The organism is Microbulbifer maximicatervae (SeqCode) (assembly GCF_052468295.1).
The window spans coordinates 953742-966906 of record NZ_CP174340.1 but is presented as its reverse complement, the minus strand read 5'-3'; the positions used below and the strand labels follow the sequence as shown (position 1 = coordinate 966906).

Annotated in this window: 11 protein-coding genes; 3 read left to right on the top strand and 8 right to left on the bottom strand. The window is 49.2% G+C overall.

Annotated elements, in window-relative coordinates; all coding sequences use genetic code 11:
- Positions 1–22: 22 nt before the first annotated feature.
- The 4 genes from ACJJIQ_RS04670 to ACJJIQ_RS04655 form a co-directional block, all read right to left on the bottom strand.
- The gene (locus tag ACJJIQ_RS04670) at positions 23–3157 is read right to left on the bottom strand and encodes a tetratricopeptide repeat protein (RefSeq protein WP_445363844.1); all 3135 of its coding nucleotides are present in this window, start codon (positions 3155–3157) and stop codon (positions 23–25) included.
- On the bottom strand, positions 3154–5184 hold the full coding sequence (locus ACJJIQ_RS04665) for a tetratricopeptide repeat protein (RefSeq protein ID WP_445363843.1): 2031 nt from the start codon (positions 5182–5184) through the stop codon (positions 3154–3156). Before ACJJIQ_RS04665 ends, ACJJIQ_RS04670 begins: the two co-directional genes overlap by 4 nt.
- 2 nt (positions 5185–5186) lie before the next feature.
- The gene (locus ACJJIQ_RS04660) at positions 5187–5696 is read right to left on the bottom strand and encodes a hypothetical protein (RefSeq protein WP_282932151.1); all 510 of its coding nucleotides are present in this window, start codon (positions 5694–5696) and stop codon (positions 5187–5189) included.
- Positions 5697–5940: 244 nt separating this feature from the next.
- Complete coding sequence (locus ACJJIQ_RS04655; protein WP_445363842.1) at positions 5941–7335, bottom strand: MFS transporter; 1395 nt, start codon at positions 7333–7335, stop codon at positions 5941–5943.
- 279 nt (positions 7336–7614) lie between these two features.
- Between ACJJIQ_RS04655 and ACJJIQ_RS04650 the strand changes: the two genes are divergently transcribed.
- Complete coding sequence (locus ACJJIQ_RS04650; protein ID WP_445363841.1) at positions 7615–8043, top strand: DUF4174 domain-containing protein; 429 nt, start codon at positions 7615–7617, stop codon at positions 8041–8043.
- Positions 8044–8258: 215 nt separating this feature from the next.
- On the top strand, positions 8259–8906 hold the full coding sequence (locus ACJJIQ_RS04645) for an NAD-dependent epimerase/dehydratase family protein (protein ID WP_445363840.1): 648 nt from the start codon (positions 8259–8261) through the stop codon (positions 8904–8906).
- Between the two features lie 109 nt (positions 8907–9015).
- On the opposite strand, the gene ACJJIQ_RS04640 is transcribed toward ACJJIQ_RS04645, so the two are convergent.
- On the bottom strand, positions 9016–9615 hold the full coding sequence (locus ACJJIQ_RS04640; RefSeq protein ID WP_445363839.1) for a CPBP family intramembrane glutamic endopeptidase: 600 nt from the start codon (positions 9613–9615) through the stop codon (positions 9016–9018).
- Positions 9616–10001: 386 nt separating this feature from the next.
- Here ACJJIQ_RS04640 and ACJJIQ_RS04635 point away from each other — a divergent pair, with 386 nt between their 5' ends.
- Positions 10002–10586, top strand: a complete 585-nt coding sequence (locus ACJJIQ_RS04635) for an exopolysaccharide biosynthesis protein (protein WP_282932146.1) — start codon at positions 10002–10004, stop codon at positions 10584–10586.
- A 56-nt stretch (positions 10587–10642) separates the two neighbouring features.
- On the opposite strand, the gene ACJJIQ_RS04630 is transcribed toward ACJJIQ_RS04635, so the two are convergent.
- The 3 genes from ACJJIQ_RS04630 to ACJJIQ_RS04620 are packed head-to-tail and all read right to left on the bottom strand — an operon-like array spanning position 10643 to position 13114.
- The gene (locus ACJJIQ_RS04630) at positions 10643–11254 is read right to left on the bottom strand and encodes a CPBP family intramembrane glutamic endopeptidase (RefSeq protein WP_445363838.1); all 612 of its coding nucleotides are present in this window, start codon (positions 11252–11254) and stop codon (positions 10643–10645) included.
- Between the two features lie 19 nt (positions 11255–11273).
- Positions 11274–11801, bottom strand: coding sequence for a GDYXXLXY domain-containing protein (locus tag ACJJIQ_RS04625; RefSeq protein ID WP_444907808.1), 528 nt, complete (start codon positions 11799–11801; stop codon positions 11274–11276).
- Positions 11798–13114: a DUF2157 domain-containing protein gene (locus ACJJIQ_RS04620; RefSeq protein ID WP_445363837.1), complete on the bottom strand. Its 1317-nt coding sequence runs from the start codon at positions 13112–13114 to the stop codon at positions 11798–11800. The genes ACJJIQ_RS04625 and ACJJIQ_RS04620 overlap by 4 nt, the downstream gene beginning before the upstream one ends.
- Positions 13115–13165: the final 51 nt, after the last annotated feature.

Below are 13165 nucleotides of genomic sequence, written 5' to 3'. Positions count from 1 at the left end.
TCCAAAAGGCAAATGCCTGTTATTACTGACCCGAAACTGCTGATCCCGCAGAGGGCAATTCCGGCTCTGGCGGCAGGGGTACAATAGTCTGGAGATACTCTCCAGCCTCTTCCGCCCGTGCATAGCGAGCGGGCATTAAATTGGCAAGCTTGCCAATACTTTTATCAATCCAGGGGTTATAAATACCGACGCCCAGCAACTCGACATTCTTCTGGTGAACAGAAATGGCTTTTTCCTCGAAGGGATAAATCTGCTCCTCCAATGCCAACTCATACTCTTCCAGCTCCAGGGCATTCAGGTTGGCTGGACGTTCAGAGTCCTTCAGGGCCACACTAAAGTGGAGATAAATTTCAGCCAGGTAAAAGGTTGCCGCAGCGGTCACATCGGCCACCTGATAATCAATCAGGTCAGTAAATGCACGGGTGGCTGCTTTCATACGCTTGCGCTTGAGGTTGAGGCTTTTCTCGATAGGCGCAACCAAATCCACCTGGGTGAAAGCCTCAAAACTGGGTTCAGCCAATAGCAGGGCCGCATTACCTGCGAGATAACGGGTGCGGTCGCTGCGCTGGGAACCACCGCGAGACTCAACTTTCACCAGTTCACGAAGCTCTGCCATATAAAGCTTTTGATTCCCCGACACTTTGTAGATATCGGCAATTTTCTGGCGGGTCTCCAGCGCCGGCTCCATGGGTTCGGGGAAATAATCGACGTAGCGACGCAAAACAGACAGCGCTTTAGCGCTATCTTCTGCCGCTGCATAAAGATCTGCCGCCTGGGTTAAGGCCTCACGGCGTATTTCATCGTCCTCGGATTCCCGCTCAATACGCTCAAATTCCGCAGCTGCCAGCAATAGCTCACCGCTCTCCTGGTAAACCACTGCCAACTTCTTGGTGACATCTTTCGCCAGCTCATGCTCCGGGAAGTGACTGCGGAAGTTATTCAATACCGTTGCCGCTTGTACCCAATCCTTAAGCACGATCAATGATGCGGCAGCATCGTACTCCGCCGTAGCCAGAATGGTCGCACCGGGTGCAGCACCTCGAATACGCAGGAAATGATTCGCTGCGATTGCATGATCCTCCTGCTTACGGGCCATATCACCCTGCTGGTAGATAGAAGCCGCCAGGTTATCTACCAGACCTGCCCTATCCTTCGCATCCTGGGCAGTCAGTGTCAAAGTTTCACCGTAAGCGGTTTCTGCATCCGCAAAGGCCGCAGTATCGAAAGAAGCGTGAGCCACCAGCAGCCAGGCAGAACGTCTAATCTCCTGCTCCGCAGTGGGGAACTGCTCCAACAGTGAACGGCCATTGGCGATCGTCGGGGCATAGTCTTTTAACCCGTAGAGATCCTCCACCGCGCCGAGCATGATCTGAGGGGCTTTGGCATGCTCAGGGAATGTGGCTGCAAATGTCAGCGATGAACGGATAATTTCCCGCAATAGTGGTGCACGCTGCTCATCCGTTGCATCTTTTAAGTTATTGGCCAGATGTTCGCGATAAGCGTAAACCGCTGCGTAGCCTGCTTCGCTGGAATCCTTGTGCGCAGGATATTCATAGGCCGTGCGCTCATACTCCAGAGCTGCACCATGGAAATCCCGGTTTTCCAACATCAATCCGGCAAGCTGATAATTGATTTCCGGTGCGCGCTCAGTTTCCCGGAAGGAATCGAGATAGCTTCGATACCAGTGAATCGCCTCGCGATAATTCTCGGCCTTCTTGTCTTTTAACTTCTTATTCTGGTAAGCCGCATGGTAGTGCCCGGCGAGGTCGATCAGGTTGGTCTGCAGGAAGGCAACCACCTCTCCGTATTCATTAATATCGAAGACAGTCCAGTAATCGGCATTAAGTGCATAAGTAGTGGCGAAATCCTTCTTCGCTTCCAGCACCAGTTTGGGGAAGCCGCCTTTACTGTAGATCTCAATAACACGAATTGAGAAATCCGCAGATACTCTGTGTAACTGGTTTCGATCAACAAACGCAATATAGGATTTTGCCGCATCCTGGTAGCGACGCTTCTCCAAATAATATTCACCCAGCTGGCTGTATACCCGGAATTCGTAATCTCTATTACCCTTGCGGGAGAAGTAATCGACAACCGAATCAGGGCCTTCCAGGTAAGAAAAGCTCAAGCTGACCACACGGAAAGTATCGTCAATATGCTTGCGCTCGCCCTTATTGTTTTGCTGGTCGAAGTCATATCCCTGGGAGACTTTGTAATCCAGCATGGCGATATAGTCATCCAGGGCCATTTCATACATATCCTGCTTAAACAGCGCCCAACCGCGTTTATACAGGGCAAGCTCGTAAAAACTGGATATCACACCAATATCGATAACTTTTCCGTAGGACTCTTCCGCATCGAGAAACTTCTTGCGGGTAAAATAGTATTCGCCCAACCGGAACCAGGATTCATCGATATGTCGCGAGTCCGGATAGTTGGCCACCAGCTGGCGCAATACATCCACCGCTGCATCAATCTCTCCCGCCTCTTCATAAGCCCGGGATAACTGATACATCACCTGGTCGTTGCGGTGATACAGGGGGTACTTTTGCAGCAATTTAATATAGAGATCGATGGCCTCGCGGGCATTGGCTGACATCATCTCTTCAGAATCAACGCCCGGCGCTTCAAGCGGGGTTTCATCTGCAGCTATTTCTATGCTGCCACTAGCCCGGGTTTCAAACTCCTCATCAGACTCGACAACCCCAGGGGCCTGCGCCTCAGTCACTACCGGCTCTACCTTCGCCACCGGCGCTGACGTCTCTGGAGCATCCAGGGTATTTTCAGCCATAGCTTCTGACGCATCGACAGAGATCACCGCCCCGCCTCCAGCAGCTACTCCAGCAAGGTTATCGAATTCTGCATCTTCCGCGCGGTGTGCCTGCTTGATTTTCAGGTCGGCAATCCTGCGCATCGCCTCGGGGGTCAGCTTGGATTCAGGGGTTTCCTGCAAGTACTTCTGGTAGCTGGCCAGTGCCTTCTCCAGGCTGCCATCAATATGCTCTTCCTTAATTTCTACTTCGACATTTTGAAGACTGCCGATGGTCTTGCCGCTATTTCCCGCACAACCCCCTAGCACTATAAGTGCAGAGAGAAGACCGGCGGCGCGATTGAGAGATTTACCAGCTCGAGATTTAGATTTGAGCAACTTACTCACGAATCACCTCCCTCTGCTGATTCTTCTTCCTCCACCGGCTCCATCTCCGGCGGATTGTCCTCAGGGATTTGCTCTTCCAACAGTGCTTTGTGCTGCTCTACCTTGAATTCATCTTCACGCTGCTCCTGCAGCTCATTAGCGCGGTCGTAGCTGTCTGCCAGGGCGAAGCGGGCTTTAATTTGATAACTTTCCAACTGTGCGCGACGGCGTTCCAACTCAGCAATTGCCAATGCCTCAAGCATGGTGCCCTGGCGCGCCATCAGGGTTTTCAGTCGCCGTTGGGTTTGCTGGATACGCGCGCGCAAACGAGTAATATCGCGGTCGTAACCGGTATAGCTGTGAGTTGCCGCCTGGCGACTACGCACAAAGGAGTCGTAAACAGACTGGAGACTTTCGATCTCCTGGTTTAATTCCGCCAGGTGTTTGTAGGCTTCGGTCAGTCGCTGGTCGTACTCAAAGGAAAGACGCAGATCCAATACACCTTTGAGCCGCTGAACCCGCTCCAAAGTAGTTTCAGTAAAGCCTTGGGGATACTCAGCAATTTTTCCGCTAAGCTCCAAGAGCTTCAATCGCGCTTCCTGCTCTTCGGCCGTTGCCAGATATTCTGGTCGGCGGGAGATCAGCATCTGCTCTATGCGATTGGCAAATTGGTCACGCTGCTCCATCCGCAGCTGGATACGGGCATCGAGTTCACGGAATTGCCTGTCCAGCTCCGGCAATAGGGGTTCGTAATAGTTGCGGCGAATACGAATAATATCTTCGTAGGCTGTGAGGCTTTTTAGCCACTCTTCATTGCGCTCATATAAATCGTTGAGGTCGCGATAATTCCGCAGAAACTCCTGGTAGTCATTGGACGCCATCAGGTCGAGTAAGTAATGAGTCTCGGGGGCTTCCGGTAAATTGCGCAAGGCCACTACCCAGTTCTGTACCTGGGTGGCCTCTTTACGACGCAGCGCCTCAAGGAACTTACCTTTGCGAATACTATGAATAGACTGAGTGAGGGTATCGATCTCACGCCCGAAAGCGTCTAACGCGCGACCGTAATTAATTGCAGCAGTACTGTGGACATCCAGTTTGCCGTAGGCATAGGGCACCGCCAACATGACCTCTTGCACCGGCTCATTGGTGCCTTTGCGGTCTTGCAACAGCTTCCAGGGCACCAGTGCCCGGTCATAGCGGCCCGCGCGGGCCTCTACCCAGCCAGCACCCAGCAGCGCCCTGTTTGAAAAAGGGCCATCGAGGTTTACACGATCAAAATAGGGGCGCGCCAGTTCCAGCTTGCCCAGCTCCATTAAATGGGAGCCCAATAAGAGATTGGTTTTATCGTAAAGGGCCTGCAGGGCCGCCTCTGAACTGCGCTTTCTTCCCAGTGCAGTCAACTCCAGAACACCGCGCTCCTCTTCTCCCGCCTTCAGTTGGGCAATACCCAAATTGAAGGAAACAAATCCCTCAAGGGACTCTTCACCCTTCAGATCTTGCAGCAGGTCTACGGCTTCTTCGAATCGACCGAGCTGCATATAGACTCGAGCACGCAAAAACTGCTCATCTGCACGGACCCTCTCGGGAACCCGCCCGTCAATCATTTCCAGGGCGTGTAAGGCGTTGCGCGGCTGTTGTTTGTGATAGTGAATTTTTGCCAGTCGATACGCGGCTTCATTGCGCACCGGCTGGGAAACATTTCCCTGCAGTACAGCCTCAATAGCCCGCCCGGCCTCCCTGTGCATTCGGTAGGACAATTCCAAGTCACCCACCGAAAACTCAGCTTGCCCCAAGTGCGCACTGAAAGGATCGAGTTCGGGCTGATCTAAGCGGTGATACTGAGCAAGTTCTGTGTCCAGTGCCACAATCGCATCAAAATAACTTTCCTGATGGGCATGAAACATTGCCGCACCGAAAAACAGGTCTTTAAGTTCTTCCTGCGATTCAGTCGCCGCTGCAGCAGGGAGAGCAGCCAAAGAACAAAGGGATAGAGCACCAAGCATCATCCTGGTTTGACAGGACAACACATTTACCAGGGACCTGAGCATGATTACCAGTCCTTGAAGTTTATCGTGGACTCGGTTCCCAGAACCTTAATCTCGACAAATTTAGGACCCACTGCTTTCTCCACGGTGTAGGAAGCTGTAGCCCGATACTCTTTTCCTGATGGGGTTTTACCGAGAAAACTAACCTCTAATGGATGCCCACCCACTTGCACATTGCCAGTGTATATTTTTTGTACCCCACCTTTTTGCAGGGACTCAATTTCCCGGTAGGTATAGAGATGATGGGCAACTAATTTGCCATTCAATGTGACCTCAACCGACTCCAGCTCGAAGGGCTTTTCATCAGCCACTGAGACAAAAAGAGCTACCTGCGTATTAGAGGGAAATAGGAGCTTTTCCTCCAGCTGTGACAACTCAGCAGTGAGATCAATTACATCTTTCTTAACATCCTGGATCTGCTCATCCAGGCCACGGATATCATCTCTATCAATAGTCTGAGCATGCCCAGTACTGGCCAACAGAAAGAAAAGTACAATCTGAAGAATTCTGAACATGTGGCCTACCTCCGACCCAACCCTAAACTATCAATTCCTGCCAGAGAACCTGGAACAGGACCACAATAAACCCAGGCACAACAGGGCCTTGAGCTGCGGCATTGTATTGAATAGAGGGCTAATCAGATGTGAGGAAATTCAAATCTCACAAAAACTCAAAGAATGGATAAATTTTGAAAAAAGCACTTCAATTAGATAAAGGAGATCTACGACACAAAAGAAGTGAGACGCGCTTCACTTGCAATCAAGAAAGCTCTCCACTTTGGCTCTCTGGCCTACCGATCACAAAGAACATGCAAACAATCAAACCAACCAAGGCTAGGTAAGCATTTACTGTAAAAGCTCTATCTATTCCCGTAGGTATATCTGGAGCGAAGGCGATGATTGTAGCATTCATACCCAAACCAACCGCACCCCCACCAATTTTAAACATATAGAGGATTGCGCCTGCCAAGCTGGCACGGTGAGGTTCCACCACCGTAATACCCGCAGTCGTACTGGATGGATTGAACAGCCCAATACCCACTCCCAACACGACCAAGCCCGGACACATATCCAGAAAACCCGTGTCCGAAGTCAGGTTCGAAAGCATGAACATTCCAACACTCATCCCCAGAATACCTAATGAGACGAGTAATTTTGGTCCAGCTAGCTCATAGAAGCGGCCGGAGATAATAGCAACCAGCCCCGATATAACCATTAAAGGAACCAAAGACAAACCGGCCTGAAATGCTGAGTAACCACGAAAATTCGCCAAAAACTGTGGGACATAGAGAATTGCCGATAGGAATACTACGGAGATTAGAAGTGTCGTAACACCTACCGCTAGGAACTTCCGGTTCTTTGCAATATCAGGGGGAATCAGGGCATCTTTACCAACTCGATACTCCACGATGGTAAACAGGCAGAGCAACACCAGGAACACAACGATCAGGCTGATAACCACAGGATGCTTGAAACCAATTTCCGCGGCGACATCCAGTGCAAAAAGCAGACAAAATAGCGAGGTGCATAGTAGTAGCACACCGAAGAAGTCTATTTTTTCCTCGGTGTCACGAGGTTTATCGGGGGGCACTGCCCACCAACAAGCCAGCATTGTTGCCAGAGTGAGGAGAATATTAACGAAGAAAATCCATCGCCAACTGAAAAAATCTGCGAGCACCCCACCCAAAACTGGTCCAGCTGCATTCGCTAACCCACAGGTGGCCATCAGGATACCACCCGCCAACCCTGACCTTTCATAGGTCAACAAGTTAAAAGTCATTGCCAAAGTGGACGGCCACATCAATGCCGCACCCACTCCCATCAATGCGCGGGATATCAATAACATCCACATATCCATTGCCAAGCCACCCAGCACGGCAAAGAAAACGAATATTCCCGCTCCAATCATAAATACTCTGCGGCGGCCATAGATATCCGCCAAGCGGCCACCGGTTATGATGAAAACACCAAAAACCAAGGCGTAGCCGTTAATGATCCACTGGGATCTAGTTATGTCTGCATTGAATTCTCTTTCGATGGCAGGTAGTGCGGGGGCAAAAGCGGTATAGTCATTACTAATAAGGAAGGCCGCGAGAACTAATGCAGCCAACCCCAAGTACTGATCTCGTGTAATTTTGCCGCTCTGTTTAGCCATACTGCGTAATTCACTCGACACCCGAGCCGCTCAGGTAATCCTTCAGAACCTAATTAGCTTGCGATATATTTTTAATACTCCCGCCTAGAGCCTAGACCACTCGCTAATTTACACGCCTTTTGACTAGTCAGTTTTCACTGTCGATACCGATCATCATCTGCCTTGTAACTGGCAGCTCATATCTTATGCTTAAAGGGCATCCAAGCGCCGGAAAATTGAATTAGTGATTGGATAGCCTGCTTAGCCCCTTAAGATCACGCTAATAGATGAGATTAGTAAATGCATAAGTTCATTGTGCTTGTCTTGGTTCTGTTGACTTCTTCTACACTCGCCCAGGGATCTACGGTGAACGACCTAAAAGATTTCCAGTGGAAAAACCGCATTCTATTACTGAATATCCCGGAAGATCCCAATAGCACAATCAATGAATTACTCAAGTTAGCGCCGCAGTTTGCAGAGAGAAACTTGATATGGTTCCTATTCTCTAACGGCACCCTTGAGACTAACTTCCCCGGTAAAGTCACAGACAATTTTGCTAAAAATGTACGGGAAAAATATCTGCAAGGACCAGCAATGCAAGTACTTCTTATAGGAAAGGATGGGGCAGTAAAGTATAAAGCCAATAAATTCTCAGCCGTCGAAGTTTTCCAACGTATCGACAGCATGCCCATGCGACGCAATGAGATGCAGCAAGGATCTGCACAGTGAACAATTATTGAACATCCACAATGATAGAGAATTTTTGTATCCTCCAGTGTTACTGAGGAATCCCAGAGTTAGATTTCCCTCAGTTAATTACGCTTCGGCCTTCTTTGCTCACCAGACACCCTTTCCAGCTGGCAACTTTTAACAAACATAGACATCTTTGCGCTAAAGTACGCTATTAGCCTTGCGAACATATACCCAATGGAAATAGACCTCCAATGACCAAAAGAGCCATTATCCTCGGAGCTACGGGCCTTATCGGTGGCCATCTCACAGAGCAACTGGCTGGTGAAGAAGTCTTTGATGAAGTACTTACCCTCACTCGACGCCCCAAAGCCACTGCAAGTCAAAAAATACATAATCATATTGTCGATTTTGATCGGTTGGAGGAGGCTGCTCCTCTTTTTCAGGGAAATACTCTATTTTCCTGCCTGGGAACCACTCGCAAGCAAGCCGGCAGCCTAGCCGCCCAGCACAAGGTTGACGTTGAATATCAATACAGAGCGGCCCAATTGGCAGCGGAGGCAGGAGTCAGCCATTACTTACTGGTTTCATCCAGCGGAGCCAATGCCAATAGCGCCAGTGCTTACTTACGTATGAAGGGTGAGCTGGAAGAGAAAATCAAGAAACTTCCATTTAAGCGCATCAGTATACTGCAACCCTCCCTACTCCTCGGAGATCGTGCAAATGCCCGACCCGGTGAGAAAATCGGAGGCATCCTCCTACCAGTAATTTGTATGCTGCCGGGGCTGAGACGTTATAGGCCCATTGAGGGGCGTGAAGTAGCCAAAAAAATGGTTTATTTAAGTCGACAAGAACGAACAGGTGTTGAGACCCTGCGTTTGGAAGAGTTATTCAATACGTAAAGAGCCTCTGAATAATTCCGTAATGTCTCGGCGAATCTGGGAGGCTCCTTAAACCTCAAAGGTTAAATTCGGGAGCTTAAAATAAGTAAATCGCTCCCGAATATTGCGGTTATTCCTTTATCTTAATCCCTAACCAGTGCGGGTATTGAGTCAAAAAAATAAGGACAATTGCATCGTAGACTGCATGCCAGATTATCACTCCCAATAAGCTTCCGGACACTTGGTAAACCACTCCTAAAACCACACCAATTCCCAAAGTCAGAAAGAAATTGGTCCACGATGAGAAATGAAGTAGCGCAAATGCAATTGCGGAAATTAATAACCCCAACAATGGCGAGCTAAGCTCTGACAACCAGGACTGCAAAAAACCCCGAAACAAAAGCTCTTCGCAAATTCCGACTACAATAGAAATCAACAGCAGCTGAAAGAAAGACAATCGTGAAAATAGCGGAATCAAGGCGATCGATTGACGCCGCATTGACTTGCCAAGGGTCGTTTCTGAGCGAGTTAACGACAACATCACACCGTAGGTAGCCATTGCACCAATGATACCAATTGTTACTTGCAACCCTACACTATCACCAATGATCACTACCTTGGGTGAAGCTAGATAAAAGCCCAGAAGGGCCAGCAACAAGCAAACAACCTGAGTGCCAACTAATAAAAGAAAAACTGGTGGATTCCCTTTTGTTTGGTCAACAGCATCCATTTGTGACCGTCCTTTTTTTAGTAGTTTATCGAGGTAGTCGAGTGGCTCAGTACCTAAATAGACTGCCTAAGGATTCCGTATCAACTAGAAACCACATCGAAATTCAATTAGCCGAAATAAGCACACCCGCCATCGACAATAATCTAACAGAAAATGATGGCAGGCATAATCCTCCGCCAACAGCCGATCTCTATCCGTTTAGTTTGACGTCAGACAGCTTAGCTTATCTCCTATGAAAAACTGTCTGACTTTAGCCGAAAAGCCAGTCACAGTGCTATGCTCGACAATATCAACGGAACCGGATAACTCCGAGAGACTACCCGGTTTCCAGCCCTCTTATCAGTAGATTGTCTTGCAAAGAAACTACACAGCAACTAATTCCAACCATGACACAAGAAATCATAGGACTGGGCCAGCTGCTGAAGGATATTGAGGAGAAAAGTCAGGGGCAGGAGAAAATCTCCATCCAGCATGTTATTGAGGCTGTGGGGCTTCGATCCTTTGCCCCATTCCTTATCCTTATCGGGTTGATCCTGTTTTCCCCTCTGAGCGGTATTCCCGGAATGTCTACCGCGATGGGCGTATTGCTACTACTGTTTGCCCTACAACTGCTGATGAAGCGCAACTATATCTGGCTTCCTCAGTGGTTAATCAACCGCTCCATATCCAGCGAGAAGCTGATGGATGCCCTGCACTGGATGGAAAAGCCCGCCCGGTTTGCCGACCGCTGGATTCAGCCACGGATGGATTTTATCGTGCGCCGATATGGCACCTACGCTATTGCTGGAACCTGCATTTTTATTGCATTGACCCTGCCAATAATGGAAGTAATCCCCTTCTCTGCCTCAACGGCTGGTCTCGCTCTCACCATTTTTGGGCTATCGCTGGCAGCTCGAGACGGACTCTTAGCGCTTATTGCTTTTATCCTAACGGCCTCCCTGGTACTAGTGGTGATCGTTGCCGTGATCTAGGAGCCCGCGAGTAACTCCGTAATATCTCTGCAGGTCTCCAGACCAAAGCTAGCTACTTACCCTCGCTTAAAGACTTGATTTTTTAATCCGAGCAAATGGGGAAAGTGCACTATGGCGAAAATTGCCAAAAGGTCGTATACCGCATGCCAAACAATCGCCCCCACCAAGCCCCCGGACATTTGGTAGAAAATGCCTAAAATAAGCCCAATCATAAAGGTAAGGAAGAAGTACACCCAGGAAACACAGTGCAGTAATGCGAATATCAGTGATGCACCCAATAAACCGAGGAATGGCGTACTGAGCTGGGAGAGCCAAGACTGTAGAAAACCACGAAACAACAGCTCCTCACAAACACCCGCAGCTAAAGCAACCCATACCATTTGTGATGGGGACAACTTGGAAAATAGCGGAGTCAATTGAGTACAGTGGAGCCGCAGCATTTTCCCAAATAGCGTCTCAGAACGAGCCAATGTCAGTACTACCGCAAATGTGACAATAGCGCCTAACAATCCCAACAGCAGTTGCAGCCAAACCGTATCACCAATAAATGAAACTTCCATTGGCACAAGGTAGAGCCCTAGAGCCGCAAACAATAGACAGCCCAGTTGAATATCCATTAAAAAAAAGAAAACCGGCAGGCTGCGCCGTGCCGGACCAATCGCTTCCATTCCTGATTTTTCCCTTTGCCTATTGATTTCCTGAGCCTCTGACAACCTTCAAGCTCGCTCGCCCATCCGCAGAAATCATCAATTCAGCCACGCCACCATCCCGCAGTTGTTTTTCCAGATCCAGGGCTTTTTCCTTCGGAGCAAAGTAGGCTTCAATACCGTAGCGAATCCGGTAGCTATCTGATGAATTCCAAAAATTCTGGCCTGCTACCCGCCCTCGAATAAAGACTCCGCCTTGTGGTTGTTCAAGGCTGACAGAGGCGCGTTCATACAATCCGGATGCCCCTTTCTCTAAGCCCACATAAACCACCTCTCCCTGACGCAGTCGTCCCTGCCCTTTAAACAAGGCTTTATCTAAGGTGGAAAAGGCGTAATTTAATTGGGCATAGTTACCCCGAAACAATGAGCGCGGGTCTACAGGAACAGTTTTCACTGAGACAGGCTGGCCCGTCCACAGCGGCATTTGAGCCTTAATATACATTCCTAACAATATAAAAAACTGCACGCCAATGGCGGCAACCAGGCCAATCACAACTCTACGTTTCATCGCAAACTTCCCCCCGCCTGGTGATATTTCCAATACTTGGCTGCTGCCAGCAATAAAACTGCGAAGAGAATAAACAGGAGAGCAGCTCCTATATAGTCGCCAATCAAGTCAATATAGCGCAGCAGAGCCGTCAACAGGACCGCCATAACTCCGAGGAAGAAGTAGTGTGAGATACCATCGTGAATACCCCTGAAGATCAACCAGATTCCACAGGCAATCAGGGCGAAGTTTGTAAAAATTTGTAACCAAACTGCGTAGTCACTGGAGCTGGCATTTGTTACGAACGCAAGTACTGCCGCAAAAACACCGCACAACCCCAGTCCGAATAGCAACCTCTGAGACAGCAGCGCCAACACTATCGACACAGCAGACATAGTCCCCACTACCGCCCACATAGAAGGTAAGTGACTCCAGGGGGCTTCTATCATCTCCTCCCAGGGATATTCAAAGCTAAAAATCAGTAAGCCAATTAAAGTAAACCGAAGGCACCAAATAGAGATTACTGCTGCGTAGTCCTTGGCTACCGCCGACGGGCGAGTTGCCAACCAATGGGCAAAGCAATACATCAGGATAAAGAGCGAGACTGCAACGGCAAGGTTTTCTGGATAAATATCCGCACTAAATTTCCCATCCTGCAAACGCCAAAATTCTGATAGGGAAAATTCCAGCCAAAAACCTAAGCCAAAGATAAAGGTCAGCAAGAGAATCACGCTCGCACGACCACTTAACAGGATATAGAGGGCTCCCAGCAAGAAAATTGGGAACAGGGCGGGGTAAAAGCCTAAACTCGACTCCAGGAAGAACCAAAGCAAAGCCAATAGCAAGGACTGCTCTGCAATCCACGGGCTGCGGGTAATTAAAGCAAATGGCAAACTACCCAGTGCCCACCAGAAAATACCATCTGGCATATGTTCGCCCAAATGGTAAACCTGTGCGATCAAAATAATCGCCGCACCAAAAAACAGGTTGCCCAACAAGAACAAGCCCTCTCCGGCTTTCCGATCTCCAGACAGGTAAACCTTAAACGCCACTCCCTGGGTCACCAAGGTCAAAGCGATCAGTCCCCCCATTCGCAGCGCTCTGGGGATTTCCTCCCAATTGGCTCCAATCAGTGTAATCACCGCCAGCCCGATAAAGAGATAGGCCAACCCAATCAAAATACGATATCCAAGTGTTCTTTCTTGCGCCCGGTGGTAATCCACTTCATAGCGGGCACAGATCTGCTCAGCCTGAGCTTCACTGATCACACCGTCTTCAACCCAATCTCCGGCTTCGCGGGCCAGATCATGCTTAAGCAACCGAATCAATCGCATAGATGCGCCTTGTGAAAAATTACCCATACCCGATGGATGGGTATTAATACT